Below are 18560 nucleotides of genomic sequence, written 5' to 3'. Positions count from 1 at the left end.
CAGGAGTTGCGTTTGCCATTGCAGCCGGAATCGCCGGCACCGTCGTGCTCGTGCTGCCGCGCGTCGTGTTGGCGGCGGAGGAATGTCTGACCGAGCCGACGGGAGAGAAGTCTGACGCGCAACGCTGGTACTATCGTTTCGATCGTGGCACCAATCGGCGTTGCTGGTATCTGAAAGACGCCAACGGCAATACCCGTGACGCCGCGGCACCGATGCGGGCCGCGCAGCAGCCGACTCCCTGGGACTTCGCCCAGCCCGCTCCACCCAAACTGACGCCGAGACGCACCGATGGCCCAGTCGCTCGCACCAGCGACGCCCTCGCCGAAGCGCCGCAGCCGCGGCTGCGTGCCGATCTCGCCGTGCGGGGCACGCCGAAGCCGCAGAATCTCGCCACGCCGACGACGCTGACGGCATCGGACACCAGCCTGCCGCGCAGCCTCGATAGCTCGCCCTGGCCCTCTGCCCCGCCGCAACAGGCGGACCCGATCGCGGCCGATGCGCCACCACCGGCAATGGCCGACGACGGCAATGCGGAGCCGGACGCGAATGCGGCGCCGACTGCCGACGGGCCGATCATCGCACCCAAGCCGAGCAAGCCCGAAGCGCCCATCCACGTGCTCATGCTCGTGGTCATCGGCGCACTCGCGATTTCAGGACTGCTGGCCAGCGCGCTCTATCGGCTCAGCCGGATGGGGCGGCGGCAACGGCGCAACGGCAGCTGGCACGCGGACGCAGTACGGATGCGCCGCAGTCGCATCAAACCACGGTCCAAGGCGCCGCAGGGCGGGATGCGTGCGAGCCGCGGCAGCATGCCGGCGGCACCATCCCATCCAGGCGGCGGCCGCGGCTCCCAGCCGGCTTCGGCGCTCGACCTCGCCAGCGCGCGGCTGTCCGCTTCAACGGACCAGATCGACCCCCGTGCGCAGCGACCGGCGCCGTCTCCCCAGCATCAGGATCACCCGGCCGTGGCCGCACGCCGACGCGACCGGGACGCGGCTGCGGAGATGCAACGATCACAATCCACCGACGCAGTATGGCAGGCGGTCGATGAGTTGGTGGATCGCGCAGCAGTGCGCCGGGCCGAGCCTCCCGGGGCACAGATCGCTGCGACCAACGCGCCGCCATCGCCGGTTGCCGCAACTGCCGCATCGCCTGCTGCTCCGGCGCAGGCACAACTGACGGCTGCCCAGATGGCCGCCGCGCAGGCCGCTGCCGCCAAGATTGCAGCAGCCCAGGCGAGCGCCGCCGCTGCAGCCGCCTCGCCGCGCTCGCCGACCTATGCGGCACCGACCGCGCCCGCCGAGCCCTGGCCGGCGGCGCAGCGGGTTGAACCAGCGAATCCCACCCGCATCCAGGCAGCCGCAGCAATGCCGCCAGCCGCCCCGCCACCGGCGCAAGCTGCCGCGACCGCCGCCCCACCTGCCCCTGTCGACGTCAGCGAAATCGTGTCGGCGCTGCGCAAGGCCCGAAGCAGCGATGTCACGTCCCCCTCTGCCGGCGCTCCGATCGACGCCGCCAAGGTGATTGCCGCGCTGCTGGTGTCGCGCGCGGCCAAGCGGCACGCCACGCAACCCGGCGAGGCTAGCGATGATCCGGCTGCAGCGGCCCTCGCTGAGACGGCTCCGCCAACGCAGGCGGACGCTGCACCCCGGACCACGCAGGCGTCGCAACATCTGACGAACCATCCGCGTGGCGGCCAGCCCGTCGCTCAGCCCGTTCCCGGGACGCCCGATCAGCCTGCCTCCCCGCGCGCGCCGTCAACGGCGCCAGCCGATCCAGCGGCCGCACTGATCGAGACGCTTCGCGCGCATGCGGCACGACAACCGGCCCCTCAGCCTGACGATGACATCGCCGTGGGCGGACCCGCGATGATGTCGGAAGCCCCTGCCGCCGAAGACGATGAGCTCGACGATCCTGCGGCGGCGCTGATCAACCTTCTGCAGTCGCGCTTTTCATTGCCCGAAGACGAGCTGGAGGCAGAGCCGCAGCATGAGGAGTTCTCCGTCGAGGCTCAGCAGGACGTCGTGCACATGCATGATGATCCCGCGGCCCGACTGATGAGTCTCCTGGAATCGCGGTCGTCGATCCCCGCCGCGCTACCTATCGACAGACCGCAGGCGCAGCAGCAGCCACAGCGCCCGTCGCAGCAGCGTCCCCTGTTCGTGCCGACGCCGTTCGAGGATCCGGCGACCCCGCCGCTCGACTTCATTCCGCGGCCTCCGGCGCTGCGGCCGCGGCCGCGCAACATTCAGCAGGATGATGAGCTCGACGGCATCCAGGACATCCTGGCGCGCCTCGGCCGGCGGGCGTAGACGGAAGGCGTTTCAGCTCTCGAGCTGGCGCTGCAGTTCGCGCACGAAGGTCGTCAATCCGGTCCGGCGCTCGCGCTTCAGGCGCTCGGCCTTGAGGATCGACTGCACCTCGGCGAACGCATCGTCCACGTTGCGGTTGATGACGATGTAGTCGTACTCCGCCCAGTGGCTCATCTCGTGGCTGGCGCGGCTCATGCGCCCGCGGATGACCTCGTTGGAGTCCTGCGCGCGCGTGTGGAGACGCTTCTCCAGATCGGCGGCGGACGGCGGCAGGATGAACACGCTGACGACGTCCTGCCGCGCCTTCTCGCGCAGTTGCTGCGTGCCCTGCCAGTCGATGTCGAACAGCACGTCCTGGCCCGCCGACAACGCCGCTTCGACCGGCGCGCGCGGCGTGCCATAGCGATTGTCGAACACGGTGGCCCATTCGAGCAGCTCGTTGCGCTTGGCCATGTCCTCGAAGCGCGCCCGGTCGACGAAGTGATAGTCGCGGCCGTCGACCTCACCAGGCCGCATCGGACGCGTCGTCGCCGAGACCGACATCCGCAGGCCCGACATGCGCTCGATCAGCAGGCGCGACAGCGTCGTCTTGCCTGCCCCCGAAGGCGATGACAGCACGAACATCAGCCCGCGCCGCTCGACCCCATCGAAGCTTCCGTCGTGAGCCGCCATGGATCACTCCAGATTCTGAACCTGTTCGCGAAACTGCTCGACCACGGTCTTCATCTCCAGGCCGATGTTCGTCAGCTCGATGTCGTTCGACTTCGAGCAGGTGGTGTTGACCTCGCGATGGAATTCCTGGGCGAGGAAGTCGAGCCGGCGGCCGACGGGCCCGCCCTTGCCGAGCATCTCGCGCGCCTGCGCGATGTGCGAGGCGATGCGATCGAGTTCCTCGCGCACGTCGGCCTTGGCCGCGATCAGCAGCGCCTCCTGCGCCAGGCGATCGGGATCGAAGCGGTCGGAGGTTTCGAGCAGGGCTGCCACCTGTTCGGCCAGCCGCGCCTTGATCGCCTCGGGCTTGCGGCCCGGCGACGCCTCCGCCCTTTTCGCCAACGCCTCGATTTCGTCGACGCGCTGATTGAGGATCTGACCGAGCGTGTCGCCCTCGCGCCGGCGCATCTCGACGAGATGTTTCAGAGCGGTGTCGAAGCCTGCAATCGCCGCCTCTTTGGCGGCCTTGTCCTCGGCCTCGTCACTCTCCGGCTCGGCCACCTCGATCACGCCCTTGATCGACAGCAGCCCGTCAATGCTCGGTGCGACCGCGTCAATCCTGCCGGCGAGCGAGCTCGCCATCTTCACCACCGCAGCCAGCACGTCCTCGTTGATTCGCACCGTCGACCCGGTCTCGGTGCGCTTGACGGTGAGATTCGCATAGACCGTGCCGCGCGACAGGACTTCCGTCGCGCGCTTCTTGGCGAAGGCCTCGACCTCGTCCCAGCCCTGCGGCAATCGCACCCGGACGTCCAATCCCTTGGCGTTGACCGACTTCAACTCCCACTCGAACGAGTAGGGACCGCTTGCCCCGTGGCTACGGGCAAAGCCGGTCATGCTCGACAGCGCCATTTCGTCCATGTCTCCGGCACATTGGGAACGGGGACAGACTCAACCCCCGCCGAAAGTGCGCGAACCTTACGGCCTTTTGGGCAAATGTTAAGCCCGGTTCTGCGCGGCCGACATGCGTGGGAAATTATTGCTGAACGACCGGCGGGCTCGGCTGCGCCGCCCCCTGACGGGCGCCGTTGCCAGGTGCGGCCCCCGGTGCAACTCCGCCGGTGGCGCGGTTGGCCGGCGGCTTCTTTGCCGCTGCGGGCGCCCGTGGGGTCGCTCCGGCCGCCGGATCGGCCGCGCCACCCGCGACGGCAGGCGGCGCCTCGTCGGGCTCGACGGTGTCGTTCTGGGTCTGCCGCTCCATCGCCCTGAGCTTGGCGACGTTCTTCTGGTGCAGGTCGTAGGTTTCGGTGAAAGCATGGCCGCCGGTGCCGTCGGCGACGAAATAGAGATCGCGCGTGCGCGCCGGATTGGCTGTCGCCTCCAGCGAGGCGCGGCCGGGGTTGGAGATCGGTCCCGGCGGCAGGCCCTCGATCACATAGGTGTTGTAGGGCGACGGCTGGGTGATCTCGCTGCGCTTGATCGGACGGCCCAGCGTGCCCTTGCCGCCGACCAGACCATAGATGATGGTCGGATCGGACTGCAGCTTGATCCTCTGCTTCAGCCGGTTGACGAATACTGCGGCCACCCGGCTGCGCTCGTCGGGCTTGCCGGTCTCCTTCTCGACGATCGAAGCCAGCGTCACCAGCTGCTCCGGCGTCCTGACCGGCAGATCCGGACTACGCCGTTCCCAGATCTCGGCCAACACGCGCTTCTGCGCCTGCTGCATGCGTTGCACGACCTGATCGCGGCTGGTGCCGCGCGGAAACTTGTAGGTCTCCGGCAACAACGTGCCTTCGCGCGGAATCTCGCGGACGCTGCCGGTGAAGATCTCGTTCTCGGACAGGCGGGCCACGATCTGCTCTGACGTCAGGCCCTCGGGCACGGTCACCGAATGCTGCACGACCTTGCCTTCGACGATGACGCCGATCACGTCGCGCAACGATGCATTCTTCTGGAACGCATACTCGCCCGGCTTGAGGTCGGAACTGGCCTTCAGGGCATAGACTCCACCGATGAAGATCCACGGATTGACGTCGATCACACCTTCACGCGCGAGCACGTCGGCAATATCGCGTTTGCCCGCGCGCTGCGGGATGTTGACGACCTTGTCCTCCTGCAGCGGTCCTGCCGCTTCCAGGATCTGCCGTCCATAATAGTAGGCCGCGCCCACGCCGAGCATGGCCAGGATGAGCAAGGTGATGATCGCGTTGCCGACAACCACGAACGGATTGCGGGCGCGGTCGGAGCGGCGCGGCGGCGGCGGCACGCGTTCCGGCTCCAGCGCTGCGCGCGGGCTGCGGGGCGAGATGGGCGGCCGTTCACTCATCGATGCAACCTTCAGTCCTGTCGCTCTCGTCGTGGCCGTGCGCTCCCCAACGCAAGCGACCTGAAGTCCACGCCCATTTAACGATTCGTCATCTCGTCATCGAATACGGCGAAAAGGTGTTTTCGCCGGGCCTCACCGCCATGCGCATCCACTTACCGCATCGGCGCCGAAGGCCGACCTGCGAAAGACACGCGAAGTCTTGGGTTCTAGTGTGGCTGCAGTCGGATATCCGCGTGACCAAGCGACAATCGGCCCGCGCGGCATCCGTCCTTCCGCACTAGGTCACCACGCGCCGTAAAACCACCGACGCGTTGGTGCCGCCGAAACCAAACGAGTTCGACAGTGCCACGTTGATCTCGCGTTTGCGAGGTGCATGCGGCACGAGATCGATCGCGGTTTCCACCGACGGGTTCTCCAGATTGATCGTCGGCGGGGCGATGTTATCCCGAATCGCGAGAATGCTGAAGATGGCTTCGACGGCGCCGGCCGCGCCGAGCAGATGTCCGATCGACGATTTGGTCGACGACATCGAGATCTTCGAAGCGGCATTGCCAAGCAGGCGCTCGACCGCGCCGAGTTCGATCTCGTCGCCGACTTGAGTCGAGGTGCCGTGCGCGTTGATGTAGTCGAGGTCGGCGGCCGTGATACCGGCGCGCTTCAGCGCCGCACTCATGCTGCGAAAACCGCCGTCGCCGTCCGGAGATGGCGAGGTGATGTGATAGGCATCTCCGGAGAGTCCGTAGCCGGAGACCTCGGCGTAGATCCGCGCGCCACGTGCCTTGGCGTGCTCATACTCCTCGAGCACGACCACGCCGGCGCCCTCGCCCATCACGAAGCCGTCGCGGTCCTTATCGTAAGGGCGCGACGCGCGCTCGGGCGTCTCGTTGAATCCGGTCGACAGCGCGCGCGCCGCGCAGAACCCGGCCATGCCAATTCGGCAAATCGGCGATTCGGTGCCGCCGGCGACCATGACATCGGCATCGCCGAGCGCGATCAGGCGGCTGGCGTCGCCGATCGCATGCGCGCCGGTCGAGCACGCAGTGACGACCGAATGATTGGGACCCTTGAGCCCGTGCTCGATCGAGACATAGCCCGAGGCGAGATTGATCAGACGTCCGGGAATGAAGAAGGGCGACACTTTGCGCGGACCGCGCTCCTTCAGGAGGATCGCAGTGTCGGCAATGCCCGAGAGGCCCCCGATGCCGGACCCGATCAGCGTGCCGGTGGCACAGCGGTCCTCTTCCGTCGCAGGATGCCAGTTGGCGTCATCGAGCGCCTGACGCGCCGCAGCCATCGCGAAAATGATGAAATCGTCGACCTTGCGCTGGTCCTTCGGCTCCATCCACTGGTCGGCATTGAAGGTGCCGTCGGAGCCATCGCCGCGCGGCACCTGACAGGCCACCTTGGCGGGAAGATCGGAGACCTCGAACGACTCGATCAAGCGCGCACCGCTCTTGCCCTGAAGGATGCGCTGCCAGGTCGTTTCCACACCACAGCCAAGCGGCGAAACCATGCCAAGGCCAGTGACGACAACCCGCCTCATGTTCGTTTCTCCAGACCCGACCTTGAGCGCTTGTGCATCGGCTGACGGCCGTCGCCGCACCTCGGGTCAATTGTTCGAGTAACACGTTCTGGCCGGGCAGCGCGTCCGAATCGTCCATCGCCAGCCGCCAGATGACGGCTCATCACGACGCCGCCAACAGCAAGAAACCGGTCGACCGCACAAGACGGATCGGCCGGTTTCGCGCAACTCTCGCCGGAGCGTCAGCTCTTGGCGTTCTTCTCGAGGAACTTGGTGGCGTCGCCGACGGTCAGGATCGTCTCCGCGGCGTCGTCCGGAATCTCGCACCCGAACTCTTCCTCGAAGGCCATGACGAGCTCGACCGTATCGAGGCTGTCAGCACCGAGGTCGTCAATGAAGCTCGCGTTGTCGACCACTTTCTCGGGCTCGACACCAAGGTGTTCGACCACGATCTTCTTAACCCGCTCGCCAATCTCACTCATCGTTCAAACCTCGTGCTTGTTCCTTTAAGACCCGACCCCCGGATGATCCGCATCACCCCGGCCGCTAAACTTCCTTCGCGATCGCGCAAAACCAGATTTGCCCCGCAGCGCCCCTTTACCGAAATTTGGCGGACGACTTGCGGTCCGAAAACTTCGGAAACGGGGCCACTCACAAACTCCAATCCACACTCTCCATGCGGCCGGTACGCCTCCGATCCAGAGCGCTCAAACAGGAACCCGGATCAGCAGCACCAGCCGACGGAGGCCCGGCGAACGATGGCAGCTCGCCCCGCCAATATACAGGGTTTGGAAATCCTGCAATGGCGTTCTTCGTGCCCCCATCAGCCGCCCGGTTACCATACACGCGAATCATTGACCACACGGCCCGGTATAGTGGTCGCGACGTCTTTTCGCCGCATTCCGAGCCACGGCAGAGCCTAGATCATGGCCATGCCGCCATTGACGTGGATGGTCTGCCCCGTGACATACGCCGCCTCGTTGGAGGCGAGGTACACCGCAGCTGCAGCAATGTCCTCCGGCGTGCCCAACCGCGCCGCCGGCACCTTGGCGAGGATCGACTCGCGCTGCTTCTCGTTCAGAGCGTCGGTCATCGGTGTCTTGATGAAGCCGGGTGCGATGCAGTTGGCGGTCACGCCGCGTTTGGCATATTCGGCGCCGAGCGTCTTGATCATGCCGATGATGCCGGCCTTGGACGCCGTGTAATTGCCCTGCCCCGGATTGCCGGTGACGCCGACGATCGAGGTGATCGCGATGATGCGGCCGAAGCGCTTGCGCATCATCAGCTTGGTGGCGGCACGCGAGAGACGGAATGTCGCGGTCAGGTTGACCTTGATCACCTCGTCCCAATCCTCGTCGCGGAGCTGCACGAACAGGTTGTCGCGGGTGATGCCGGCGTTGGCGATGAGAATGTCGACCTGCCCCATCGCCTGCTCGGCGGCCGGCACCAGCGCCTCGACCTCGGCCGCGTCGGACAGGTTGCAAGGCAGCACATGCACACGGCTGCCCAGCTCGCCGGCGAGGGTCTCAAGCACCTCGCGCCGGGTGCCGGAAACGGCAACGGTCGCCCCCTGGGCATGCAAGGCCTTCGCGATCGCGTTGCCGATGCCGCCGGTCGCGCCAGTCACCAGCGCGGTCCTGCCACTCAGATCGAACATCCAACTCTCCTCAATGCCGCTTCCAAGCGGCCACTTACGACGTTTTCGCCGCGGCCAGCGCATCCTTCGCGGCCACGATATCCGACGGGCCGCCGACGGCGACGCCGACCGCACCATCCGCGATCCGCTTGACCAGGCCGCTGAGCACCTTGCCGGCGCCGATCTCGAAGAACCGTGTCACGCCCTGGCCCGCCATATATGCGATCGATTCGCGCCAGCGCACCGTACCCGTGACCTGCTCGACCAGGCGACGGCGAATCTCGTTGGGATCGCTGATCGGCGCCGCGAGTACGTTCGAGACCAGGGGCGAGGCCGGAGCCTTGATCGTGACCTTGGACAGCGCCTCCGCCATGACGTCCGCCGCCGGCTGCATCAGCTTGCAGTGGAACGGCGCGGAGACCGGCAGCAGCATGGCGCGCTTCGCGCCCTTGGCGCGGGCGATCTCGACGGCGCGATCGACGGCGGCCTTGTTGCCGGACACCACCACCTGGCCGCCGCCATTGTCGTTGGCGGCCTGGCAGACCTCGCCCTGGGCCGCCTCTTCGGCGACCGCAACAGCCGCCTCATAATCCATCCCGAGCAGCGCGGCCATGGCGCCGACGCCCACCGGAACGGCCTTCTGCATGGCAAGCCCACGGGTGCGCAGCAGGCGGGCAGTATCCGCAATCGTCAGGCTGCCGGCGGCGGCCAGCGCCGAGTATTCGCCCAATGAGTGACCTGCGACAAAGGCGGCGTCGCGTCCAACCGAGAATCCGGCCTCGGTTTCCAGCACCCGCAAGGTTGCCATCGAGACCGCCATCAGAGCGGGTTGGGCATTTTCGGTCAGCTGCAGGGTCTCGGCCGGACCTTCCCAAATGATGGTCGTCAGCTTCTCACCGAGGGCGGCATCGACCTCCTCGAACACCGAACGAGCCACCGGGAAGGAGTCGGCGAGCGCCTTGCCCATGCCGACGGCCTGGGACCCCTGCCCCGGAAAAGTGAATGCTGCCGTCATGGCCGCCCCCTGAACGTTCCAAAATCCCTGGAATTGAGTAACTTTGGCCGGAAAGACACTGGCCGGCCCTGTGATGTCAAGCACGTGACGGGCGCAATTCGACCACTTTCCCTTGCCTTGGCCCCGAAAATCGGTATAAGGCGCGCCATCCGTGGATCCCGAGCCGGGAGCTGAACGGACGGTCCCAGCAAATCACCTTGCTCAACCTTGGGGATTTGACCTCTCCAAGCTGTCCAGGCGACTTTGATGTGGCAGGGCCAGTCGGCCCGTCGTCCCGTGTTCCCGCCTTCTGAGCTGACGTCTGCGAGTCCTTTCCACAAGGTCTCGAAGGGCTTGACGCCGGGATTTGCGCCAACTTGGAAAGGACAGCCATGCCGCTTTACGAGCATGTATTCCTCGCGCGTCAGGACGCGAGCACCCAGCAGGTGGAAGAACTGACGGCTCAGATGACCGGTATCGTCGAAGGTCTCGGCGGTAAGGTCACGAAGTCCGAGAATTGGGGCGTTCGCTCCCTCACCTACCGCATGAACAAGAACCGCAAGGCCCACTTCGTGCTGCTCAACATCGACGCGCCGTCCGCGGCGATCGCCGAGATCGAGCGCCAGGAGCGGATCAGCGAAGACGTGATCCGCTACCTCAGCGTCCGCGTCGACGAGCTCGAGGAAGGCCCGTCGGCGATGATGCGCAAGGCCGATCGCGACCGTGAGCGCGACGACCGCGGCGGTGGCTTCCGTGGTGAGCGCGATGGCGGCGGCTTCCGTGGCGATCGCGGTGACCGTGGCGATCGCGGCCCGCGCCGGCCCCGTGACGAAGAAACTGCGGACGAGGAGTAAGATCAATGGCTGAAGCCCCCGCACGTCGCCCGTTCTTCCGCCGCCGCAAGACCTGCCCGTTCTCCGGGCCGAACGCGCCGAAGATCGACTACAAGGACTCCAAGCTGCTGATGCGCTACGTCTCCGAGCGCGGCAAGATCGTGCCGAGCCGCATCACGGCCGTGTCCGCCAAGAAGCAGCGCGAACTCGCGCGCGCCATCAAGCGCGCCCGCTTCCTCGGCCTGCTGCCTTACGTCATCCGCTGATTGCGGACCTCGGACCGGCGGCCCCGCGCCGCCGGCTCCTTCCGTTGAATTCTCATAAGGCTTCCGGTTCGTCCGGTCGCCGATGGTTGGGGCGAAGGCGCCTCTAACCGCTCGAAGGGAGCGGGACAGCTGATGATCGGAACGCTTCTCATCGCGCTCGCGGCAGGCGCGGCCTCCGCGGTCATGTTCGCCTCGACCGGATCGGGCGTGATGACGGCGCTCGTGCTTGCGCTGCTCGCGCCCGTGCCGCTGCTCGTCGCTGCAATCGCCTGGGGCCGGCTTTGCGCCGTCATCGGCGGTCTCGTAGCAACCGCTTGCGTGCTGGCCATCTTCGGCTTCGATCGCGCTCTCGCCTTTGCCGTCTCCGTGACGCTGCCGGCTTGGTGGCTCGGCCACCTCGTCCTGCTCGGCCGTCCGACGACCAGCCCGTCCGGCCAGGATGGCATCGAATGGTATCCGCCCGGCAACATCCTGCTGTGGATCGCGGTGATCGCAGCGCTGATTGCCGCGTTCTCCTTCGGCACCGACATGACGGCCACCAATCAGGGTCTCAGGCGGCTGCTGTCGCGCGTGCTCAGCAATACCGTCACGTCGACCGACGCGGTCGACATTCCCCGGCTGGTCGAGATCCTGGTGTTCATGGCGCCGCCGATGGCCGCGGTGATCATGACCACGATCCTGTCGCTCAACGTCCTGGCGGCCGCAAAGATCACGGCGATCAGCGGCCGGCTGATGCGCCCATGGCCGCGCCTGCGCGACACCAAGCTGCCGCTGATGACGCTGCCGGCGCTGTTTGCGATCATCGCGTTCTGCTTCCCGGGCGGGCTGATCGGCATGCTGGCGCGAATCGCCGCCGCAGCGCTGCTGACCGCCTATGCGCTCACCGGCTTCGCGGTCCTGCATACGCTGACCTTGCCGCTGCGCACCCGGCCGCTTTGGCTCGGCCTCGCCTACGCGCTGATGCTGACGTTCATCTGGCCGATCCCCATGCTGGCGATGATCGTCCTCGGCCTCGCCGACGCCGCCTTCGACCTCCGTCACCGTTACGGCCCGCGGCAGCCGCCGCCTTTGCCGGTGCCGTAAAAGCTCAACCTCACACCAACCGCTTCCGAACATCACAAGGAGAACATCGATGGAAGTCATTCTGCTGGAACGTGTCGCCAAGCTCGGCCAGATGGGCGAGATCGTGAAGGTCAAGGACGGGTTCGCCCGCAACTTCCTGCTGAAGCGCAAGAAGGCGCTGCGGGCCACCGCCGAGAACAAGGCCAAGTATGAGGGCATGAAGGCCGAGCTCGAAGCCAACAACATCAAGGCCAAGGGCGAGGCGGCCAAGGTCGCCGAGAAGATCGACGGCCGCGACATCGTCATCATCCGCCAGGCCTCCGAATCCGGCCAGCTGTTCGGCTCGGTCTCGGTGCGCGACATCGTCGCCGCCCTCGCCGCCGACGGCATCACCGTGAGCCGGCCGCAGGTCTGGCTCGACGCCCCGATCAAGACGATCGGCAAGCAGACGATCACCATCGCGATCCACCCGGAGGTCGAGACCTCGGTGACCGTGACGGTCGCCCGCAGCGCCGACGAGGCCGAGCGCATCAAGCGCGGCGAGGACATCTCGACCCGCCAGGAGGACCGCGATGCCGCCGCCGAAGCGATCGCCGCCGCCGGCGAGTTCTTCGATCCGGAGGCCCAGGACGAGGGCGCTGCCGGCGAGCCTGCGCAGCAGTAAGCGCGCCAGCCCATTTGCGGAAAAGCCCGGCTCCCCGAGCCGGGCTTTTTCATTGTCGTCTCAGCGCGAGGGCGAGGACGGAACCGAGGGATCCGACGGCACCGACTGGGTCGTGGCCGGCGCCGGCGTCACCGGCGGGACCGGATCGGCGCGCAGCGCCGGCGCGGCCTCGCTCGATCTTGCCGGCTCGACCCGCGGCGGCTCGGAGCCGGCAGCGCTGTCCTCGCGCGACGCCGACGGGCGGGTCGCACCGGTCGGCTCGCCGCGCGTCTCTTCCGCAGCCGAGCCCTCCTGGGCCGGCTTCTTGCGCTTGCCGAGCCGGCCCTTCTTCGCGGGCGCGCTGCCCTCGCCGTCGGCCGGCGCAGCGGCTGGATCTGCTGCCGCGTCGGGCCTCGCCTCGGCCGGCGCGGAGCGCTTGGAGTGATGACCCGAACGGCGGCGCGGCTCGCCTGGGCTCGCAGCAGCATCCGCGGCGGCCGGTTTCGCCTCGGGCGGCTCGGTGGCGGCTGACCGGGCGCGGCGCTCGGACCGCGTCTCCTTGCCGGAGTGGCCCGTTGATCGCGCATCCGCAGCGCCGTTCGCAATCAGGTAGTTGGCGAGCACGCCGGCCATCTCGGGGCTCGTCGTGTAATGCTGGCGCAGAAACCCGGGCAGCGAGCTGGCCGAGGTGTTCTTGGCCAGGCCGCGCGGCGACTTGTGGCAGACCACGCAGGTCCCGTTGTAGATCTGCGCAGGACTCTTGCCCGCATCGAGATTTTCCTGCGCAACGGCGGCCCCCGCGAAGCCCATGCAGAACACCGCCACCACCGTCGCCAAATTGAGCGCTCGGCCCACCATTCTCATTCTCCAGCTATGGTTTCGCCCACACGGCGCCGCCCCGCGCGACATCCGCTGCCGTGTTTCCTCTCGCTATCAGCCGAACGTGACAGCGGACATTGCGGTCGCTCCACGCCTTCGACGGCGATCCCTTCAGACCTCGTCCGGCGGTCAGATGCCGGACACCGGCCAAAAGACCGGCGGCCGCGGCCTTTTTAACGGATTGCGGAGCGAATGAAAGCGCACAGATGTTCCTGCGCCGAGATGTCCATCGATCAATGACGGCTCGGAATATCGGCGTTGTGTTCATGGCAGTGGCGTCGGCTTGTGCCCGCCGGGTAACATAACAACGTGATGATAGGGAACCAATCGGTTCTCAACGCGTCGAGTGCGACGGCCGGGAAAGTCAGCAACTCACGGGAATAGCTCGTTGGGTGGTGTGGATGGACCGTTTGCTGCGAAGTCTGTTGAGTAGCTTCATTCGCCGTGGGTCGATCAGCTTTACGACCGCCAGCGGCACGTCGTTCAGCTGCGGGGATGGAACCGGCGTCCCCGTGGCGGCACGATTTCTGACTCGTGAAGCCGAGCGCCGGATTCTGGCCAATCCCGAGCTCGCGCTCGGCGAGGTCTATACGGACGGCTCGTTCGTGGTCGAACGAGGATCGATCGCGGATCTGCTGTCGATCGTGATGAGCCAGCCGGCCGTGGTGCCCGACTGGGCCAGGCCGCAATGGTGGCTGCGCTATCTGATCCGGCACCTGCGCCAGCTCAATATCCGGGCGCGCGCGCGCCGCAACGTCGCCCATCATTACGATCTCGATGGGCGGCTGTATTCGCTGTTCCTCGATGCCGACCGGCAATATTCCTGCGCCTATTTCGAGACGCCGGACGCGACGCTGGACGACGCCCAGCTCGCCAAGAAACGTCATCTCGCAGCCAAGCTGCTGATCGGCCGCCGCCACCGCATCCTCGACATCGGCTGCGGCTGGGGCGGGCTTGGACTTTACCTGGCCGAGATGTGTGATGCCGACGTCACCGGCGTGACCTTGTCGGCCGAGCAGTTGCAGGTTGCCGAGGCCCGCGCGGCCGAACGGCACCTCTCCGCCTCCGCCCGCTTCCTGCTGCAGGATTATCGCGACGTGCCCGGCACCTTCGACCGCATCGTCTCGGTCGGCATGTTCGAGCATGTCGGGGTCGCCTTCTACGACTCCTTCTTTCGCCGCAGCGCCGAGCTGCTCGCGGACGACGGCGTCATGCTGCTGCATTCGATCGCACGCTCCGTTGGCCCTGATGCGACCAATCCCTGGATCGCCAAATACATCTTCCCCGGCGGCTACGTCCCAGCCCTCTCGGAGGTTCTGCCGGCGATCGAGCGCGCCGGGCTCCTCGTCTGCGACATCGAGATCCTGCGCCTGCACTACGCGGAGACCCTGAAGGCGTGGCGCGAACGCTTCATGGCCCGGCGCGACGAGGCCGTGCAGCTCTATGACGAGCGCTTCGCGCGGATGTGGGAGTTCTACCTGGCGGCCGCGGAAATGGGGTTCCGCAAGCAGAACCTGATGAATGTCCAGATCCAGCTGACGAAGCGCCAGGGCGTCGTGCCGATGACGCGCGACTACGTCCACCGTGAGGAGACGCGGCTGCGGGCGCGCGAGCGCGGCAGCCGCCCGGCGCTGCAGATGGCGGGTGAGTAGCGCGCGCGGCCCGCGACGACAGCGGAGGGCGGCGCCAGTGCAATGGTCCTGCAGAGACGGACGGCCGCATTCCCTCGGCTGCGCCGCGCCGGTCTCGACTTCAATTCTGAGATGCTCGATGGACGCCTTGCATCCCAAACGCGAGATCATGCCCATCCGACTCAAATTCTCAAACAAATCGTGCGGTCTGTGAACTGGCTCACAGACCCCGGGGAAGCCCGGCCGTAGTGTCCTGGCATGTCCCCGAGCCCCGCCAGAGCCATGTTGGAACCCCAGACCGACTTCAGCACCGACTACGCGCTGATCGCCGCGGGCGTGGGAGCATCCCTGATCGCCCTCCTGTATCTGCTGCTGGTCTGACGCCGGGCGCGGATCCACGCGCGGCCCTGGCACGCCCTGCCGTACCGGCTCTCGTTCCCGCCTCGCCGACGTGTCGAACGATCGCGCCGGTTGATTGCACCGGCGTGTCGCTCGCGCTCGCGCGGCGTTGAGTCCTGTCGGTTCCGTCAAGCGCGGCATCTGGCGAGTCCGGATTCATCCACCAGATTTACCAGACGGTGAATTGCGCTCAGCTTTCGCTTCCGCTTCGCGCGCGACTGGCGCTTTATCCCATCCCCTTCAAAGCTGCTAAACACGCGGTCATGGCACTTACCGATTCGAACGTTCACAAGCTGGCGTCGGCTGACGCAGCAACGCCGGCCTATCGCAGCGCTCCTCACAACATCGAGGCGGAACAGGGTCTGCTCGGCGCGATCCTCGTCAACAACGACGCGTTCTATCGCGTGTCGGACTTCCTCGAGCCGAAGCATTTCTTCGAGCCGCTGCACCAGACCGTGTTCGAGACCGCGTCCAGCCTGATCCGGATGGGCAAGGTCGCGACGCCCGTGACCTTGAAGACGTTCCTGCCGGCCGACGTCGACATCGGCGGCATGACCGTCGGGCAGTATCTGGCACGGCTCGCGGCCGAAGCGACCACGATCATCAACGCCCAGGACTATGGCCGCACCATCTACGACCTGTCGTTGCGCCGCGACCTGATCGGCATCGGCGAGGACATGGTCAACGTCGCCTATGACGCGCCGGTGGACTTCGCGCCGCGCAACCAGATCGAGGACGCCGAGCGCCGGCTGTACGAGCTCGCGGAGTCCGGACGCTACGACGGCGGGTTCCAGAAATTCTCCCAGGCGCTGACGACCGCGCTCGACATGGCCGCCAAGGCCTTTCAGCGCGACGGCAAGCTGTCCGGCATCTCCACGGGCCTGCGCGATCTCGACGCCAAGATGGGCGGCCTGCAGCACTCGGACCTGATCATCCTCGCCGGCCGTCCCGGCATGGGCAAGACCTCGCTCGCGACCAACATCGCTTACAACGTCGCCCAGGCCTATGTTCCCGAATTGCAGCCGGACGGCACCTATCGCGCCGCCCAGGGCGGCGTGGTCGGGTTCTTCTCCTGCGAAATGAGCGGCGAGCAGCTCGCCACCCGTATCATCGCCGAGCGCTCCGGCATTCCCTCCAGCCACATCCGCCGTGGCGGCATCACCGAGGCCGATTTCGAGAAGCTGCGCGAATGCTCGATCGAGCTGCAGTCGCTGCCGTTCTATGTCGACGAGACCGGCGGCATCTCGATCGCGCAGGTGATGGCGCGCGCCCGCCGCCTGAAGCGGCAGAAGGGCCTCGACCTGCTGGTGATCGACTACATCCAGTTGCTGTCGGGCTCGGGCAAGCGCGGCAACGACAACCGCGTCCAGGAAATCACCGAGATCACCACCAGCCTGAAGGCGCTGGCGAAGGAGCTCAGCGTTCCCATCATCGCACTGTCGCAGCTGTCGCGCCAGGTCGAGAATCGCGAGGACAAGCGGCCGCAACTGTCGGACCTGCGTGAATCCGGCTCGATCGAGCAGGACGCCGACGTGGTGCTGTTCGTGTATCGCGGTGAGTACTATTTGGCCGCCAAGGAGCCGCGTCCCGGCACCGAGGAGCACCAGAAGTGGCAGATGGAAATGGATCTGGCGCTCGGCAAGGCCGAGGTGATCATCGGCAAGCAGCGCCACGGCCCGACCGGCACGGTCGAGCTGCACTTCGACGCCTCGGTCACCCGCTTCGGCGACCTCGCCCATGACGGCCTGCCGCCGCAGCACCACGACTATTGACCTGACGCGGTTGAACCGTGACGCCGCGGCGCGTAAAAGCGCCACATGAGTGTTCCCGAACAGAAACCCGCCGAGCAACCTGTCTCGGCGGTCGACGACGCTGTCCCGGCCAGCGCCACCGGCGTGCTGACCATCGATCTCGATGCGCTCGCCGCCAATTGGCGCAAACTGGAAAAGACCGCAGTGCCGGCCGAATGCGCCGGGGTGATCAAGGCCGACGCCTATGGCTGCGGCATTCCCCAGGTGGCGCGCACGCTCGCCGCGGCCGGCTGCAAGACCTTCTTCGTCGCGACGCTCGCGGAGGCAAAAGTCGCCCGCGCCGCCCTGCCGGACAGCGCCGCGCTCTACGTGCTCGACGGCTTCTTCCAGAACACCGGCGAAGACTACGCGGCGATCAACTGCCGTCCTGTCATCGGCGACCTCAACGAGCTCGCCGAATGGGACATGTTCTGCCGCCGCACCGGCTGGAAGGGCGGCGCGGCCATCCATGTCGACACCGGCATGAACCGGCTCGGCCTCAGCCCGATCGATGCGCAGGGCATGATCCCGCGCATCCAGGGCGGCGACCATGGCATCACGCTGGTGATGAGCCATCTGGCCTCCGCCGAGCAGATCAACAGCCCGTCGAACGCGCGCCAGCTCGCGACGTTCCGCGAGGTCGCCAGCGTGTTCACCGGCGTGCCCGCCGCGCTTGCCGCCTCCTCCGGCATCTTCCTCGGTGCCGCCTTCCAGTTCGACATGGTGCGTCCCGGCGCGGCGCTCTACGGCGTCAATCCGACGCCGGAGGCCGACAATCCGATGCAGCCGGTCGCCGAGATCAAGGCGCGCATCGTGCAGTTGCGCGACCTCGCGCGCGGCGACACGGTCGGCTATGGCGGCACCTGGAGCGCGCGCCGGCCGACGAAAATCGCGATCCTCTCCGCCGGCTATGCCGACGGCTACTTCCGCGCCGCCTCTTCCAACGACGGCACCCGCGGCGCCGACGTCATCATCGCCGGCCAGCGCTGCCCGATCGCAGGGCGCATCTCGATGGACCTGATCGCCGTCGACGTCACCGACCTGCCGCCGAAGGCCGCCCGCCGCGGCCACTTCGCAACCCTGCTCGGCGAAGGCATCACCGTCGACGAGCTCGCGCATCATTTCGGCACCATCGGCTACGAAGTCCTGACCAATCTCGGCCGGCGCTATCATCGCATCTACAAGGGCGGTGCGGCGGCCGCGGAAAGCTGATCGCGCGCAGCAACGCTCTCTGTCTGACGTGCATACAGCTGCTTCCACATCGTCATTGCGAGCGCAGCAATCCAGAGTCCCGCACACCACCCTGCATTGCTTCCGCCTTCGCTCTTCGAGCTACGGCGGACAAGTCGCTGCGCTCGCAATGATGGTGAACTGACATGAGCCATCGGTCTCGCGGCATACAACGCCCGAGGCTTGCATCTCTTTTTCACCCTCTTCGAAAGACGAGGGCGCAGGGAATGCCGGGTGAAGGCCTCACCCATGGCCCGCCTGCAGAAAAAAAGCAGGCGGCAGTCACCACAGGTTCAGCCGGTCAACCGGCATTCCCCGCGCGATGGCTTTACGCCTTATGCGTACTCTCCCCGGGGATCGGCTGTCTTGCCCCCGTGACCGGCGGA

Annotated in this window: 16 protein-coding genes; 8 read left to right on the top strand and 8 right to left on the bottom strand. The window is 66.7% G+C overall.

Going from position 1 to position 18560, the window contains the following annotated elements; all coding sequences use genetic code 11:
• The first annotated feature begins 44 nt into the window (after nucleotides 1-44).
• On the top strand, nucleotides 45-2312 hold the full coding sequence (locus ACQR0W_RS11150) for a hypothetical protein (protein ID WP_316170413.1): 2268 nt from the start codon (nucleotides 45-47) through the stop codon (nucleotides 2310-2312).
• Nucleotides 2313-2324: 12 nt separating this feature from the next.
• Here the strand turns inward: ACQR0W_RS11150 and gmk are convergent, their stop codons facing one another.
• The 7 genes from gmk to fabD form a co-directional block, all read right to left on the bottom strand.
• The gene (gmk, locus tag ACQR0W_RS11145) at nucleotides 2325-2984 is read right to left on the bottom strand and encodes a guanylate kinase (protein ID WP_316170412.1); all 660 of its coding nucleotides are present in this window, start codon (nucleotides 2982-2984) and stop codon (nucleotides 2325-2327) included.
• Nucleotides 2985-2987: 3 nt separating this feature from the next.
• On the bottom strand, nucleotides 2988-3875 hold the full coding sequence (locus ACQR0W_RS11140) for a YicC/YloC family endoribonuclease (protein ID WP_315712651.1): 888 nt from the start codon (nucleotides 3873-3875) through the stop codon (nucleotides 2988-2990).
• A gap of 124 nt (nucleotides 3876-3999) precedes the next feature.
• A complete protein-coding gene (gene mltG, locus ACQR0W_RS11135) occupies nucleotides 4000-5289 on the bottom strand; it encodes an endolytic transglycosylase MltG (RefSeq protein WP_315767262.1) in 1290 nt (429 codons plus the stop codon).
• Between the two features lie 277 nt (nucleotides 5290-5566).
• The gene (gene fabF / locus ACQR0W_RS11130) at nucleotides 5567-6832 is read right to left on the bottom strand and encodes a beta-ketoacyl-ACP synthase II (protein ID WP_315712404.1); all 1266 of its coding nucleotides are present in this window, start codon (nucleotides 6830-6832) and stop codon (nucleotides 5567-5569) included.
• A gap of 221 nt (nucleotides 6833-7053) precedes the next feature.
• Nucleotides 7054-7293: an acyl carrier protein gene (locus ACQR0W_RS11125; protein ID WP_006610957.1), complete on the bottom strand. Its 240-nt coding sequence runs from the start codon at nucleotides 7291-7293 to the stop codon at nucleotides 7054-7056.
• A 437-nt stretch (nucleotides 7294-7730) separates the two neighbouring features.
• Nucleotides 7731-8468 carry a 3-oxoacyl-[acyl-carrier-protein] reductase gene (gene fabG, locus ACQR0W_RS11120; protein ID WP_316170410.1) on the bottom strand — a complete coding sequence of 246 codons (738 nt, stop codon included), beginning with the start codon at nucleotides 8466-8468 and terminating at the stop codon, nucleotides 7731-7733.
• A gap of 34 nt (nucleotides 8469-8502) precedes the next feature.
• Entirely contained in the window at nucleotides 8503-9462 is a 960-nt protein-coding gene (gene fabD / locus ACQR0W_RS11115) for an ACP S-malonyltransferase (RefSeq protein ID WP_315712421.1), read from the bottom strand.
• Nucleotides 9463-9833: 371 nt separating this feature from the next.
• On the opposite strand from fabD, the gene rpsF reads away from it, so the two are divergent.
• From rpsF to rplI, 4 genes are all read left to right on the top strand, one after another.
• Entirely contained in the window at nucleotides 9834-10295 is a 462-nt protein-coding gene (gene rpsF, locus ACQR0W_RS11110; RefSeq protein WP_315712423.1) for a 30S ribosomal protein S6, read from the top strand.
• Between the two features lie 5 nt (nucleotides 10296-10300).
• A complete protein-coding gene (gene rpsR, locus ACQR0W_RS11105) occupies nucleotides 10301-10540 on the top strand; it encodes a 30S ribosomal protein S18 (RefSeq protein ID WP_008963441.1) in 240 nt (79 codons plus the stop codon).
• Between the two features lie 132 nt (nucleotides 10541-10672).
• Complete coding sequence (locus tag ACQR0W_RS11100) at nucleotides 10673-11623, top strand: hypothetical protein (protein ID WP_315749948.1); 951 nt, start codon at nucleotides 10673-10675, stop codon at nucleotides 11621-11623.
• A gap of 49 nt (nucleotides 11624-11672) precedes the next feature.
• Nucleotides 11673-12266 (top strand): 50S ribosomal protein L9, encoded by a 594-nt coding sequence (gene rplI, locus ACQR0W_RS11095; protein WP_315826786.1) that lies wholly within the window; start codon nucleotides 11673-11675, stop codon nucleotides 12264-12266.
• 60 nt (nucleotides 12267-12326) lie between these two features.
• On the opposite strand, the gene ACQR0W_RS11090 is transcribed toward rplI, so the two are convergent.
• Nucleotides 12327-13103, bottom strand: coding sequence for a hypothetical protein (locus ACQR0W_RS11090; protein ID WP_316170409.1), 777 nt, complete (start codon nucleotides 13101-13103; stop codon nucleotides 12327-12329).
• Nucleotides 13104-13525: 422 nt separating this feature from the next.
• On the opposite strand from ACQR0W_RS11090, the gene ACQR0W_RS11085 reads away from it, so the two are divergent.
• The 3 genes from ACQR0W_RS11085 (at nucleotide 13526) to alr (ending at nucleotide 18156) form a co-directional block, all read left to right on the top strand.
• Nucleotides 13526-14776 (top strand): cyclopropane-fatty-acyl-phospholipid synthase family protein, encoded by a 1251-nt coding sequence (locus ACQR0W_RS11085; protein WP_316170408.1) that lies wholly within the window; start codon nucleotides 13526-13528, stop codon nucleotides 14774-14776.
• Nucleotides 14777-15417: 641 nt separating this feature from the next.
• A complete protein-coding gene (locus ACQR0W_RS11080) occupies nucleotides 15418-16926 on the top strand; it encodes a replicative DNA helicase (RefSeq protein ID WP_315712432.1) in 1509 nt (502 codons plus the stop codon).
• 45 nt (nucleotides 16927-16971) lie between these two features.
• Nucleotides 16972-18156, top strand: a complete 1185-nt coding sequence (alr, locus tag ACQR0W_RS11075; RefSeq protein ID WP_316170407.1) for an alanine racemase — start codon at nucleotides 16972-16974, stop codon at nucleotides 18154-18156.
• The last annotated feature ends 404 nt before the right edge of the window (nucleotides 18157-18560 follow it).

It is taken from the genome of Bradyrhizobium sp. HKCCYLRH1034 (assembly GCF_051168375.1).
In the GTDB taxonomy this organism is placed as follows: Bacteria; Pseudomonadota; Alphaproteobacteria; order Rhizobiales; family Xanthobacteraceae; genus Bradyrhizobium.
This window is presented reverse-complemented; position numbering and strand designations above follow the sequence as displayed.

Excerpts from the sequence above, each read along its gene's own strand:
- ACQR0W_RS11080 (WP_315712432.1), top strand. The coding sequence starts at position 15,418 with ATGGCACTTACCGATTCGAACGTTCACAAGCTGGCGTCGGCTGACGCA.
- rpsR (WP_008963441.1), top strand. The coding sequence starts at position 10,301 with ATGGCTGAAGCCCCCGCACGTCGCCCGTTCTTCCGCCGCCGCAAGACC.
- rplI (WP_315826786.1), top strand. The coding sequence starts at position 11,673 with ATGGAAGTCATTCTGCTGGAACGTGTCGCCAAGCTCGGCCAGATGGGC.
- ACQR0W_RS11140 (WP_315712651.1), bottom strand. The coding sequence starts at position 3,875 with ATGGCGCTGTCGAGCATGACCGGCTTTGCCCGTAGCCACGGGGCAAGC.
- fabG (WP_316170410.1), bottom strand. The coding sequence starts at position 8,468 with ATGTTCGATCTGAGTGGCAGGACCGCGCTGGTGACTGGCGCGACCGGC.
- ACQR0W_RS11090 (WP_316170409.1), bottom strand. The coding sequence starts at position 13,103 with ATGGTGGGCCGAGCGCTCAATTTGGCGACGGTGGTGGCGGTGTTCTGC.
- ACQR0W_RS11085 (WP_316170408.1), top strand. The coding sequence starts at position 13,526 with ATGGACCGTTTGCTGCGAAGTCTGTTGAGTAGCTTCATTCGCCGTGGG.
- rpsF (WP_315712423.1), top strand. The coding sequence starts at position 9,834 with ATGCCGCTTTACGAGCATGTATTCCTCGCGCGTCAGGACGCGAGCACC.
- fabF (WP_315712404.1), bottom strand. The coding sequence starts at position 6,832 with ATGAGGCGGGTTGTCGTCACTGGCCTTGGCATGGTTTCGCCGCTTGGC.
- gmk (WP_316170412.1), bottom strand. The coding sequence starts at position 2,984 with ATGGCGGCTCACGACGGAAGCTTCGATGGGGTCGAGCGGCGCGGGCTG.
- ACQR0W_RS11125 (WP_006610957.1), bottom strand. The coding sequence starts at position 7,293 with ATGAGTGAGATTGGCGAGCGGGTTAAGAAGATCGTGGTCGAACACCTT.
- ACQR0W_RS11100 (WP_315749948.1), top strand. The coding sequence starts at position 10,673 with ATGATCGGAACGCTTCTCATCGCGCTCGCGGCAGGCGCGGCCTCCGCG.
- mltG (WP_315767262.1), bottom strand. The coding sequence starts at position 5,289 with ATGAGTGAACGGCCGCCCATCTCGCCCCGCAGCCCGCGCGCAGCGCTG.
- alr (WP_316170407.1), top strand. The coding sequence starts at position 16,972 with ATGAGTGTTCCCGAACAGAAACCCGCCGAGCAACCTGTCTCGGCGGTC.
- fabD (WP_315712421.1), bottom strand. The coding sequence starts at position 9,462 with ATGACGGCAGCATTCACTTTTCCGGGGCAGGGGTCCCAGGCCGTCGGC.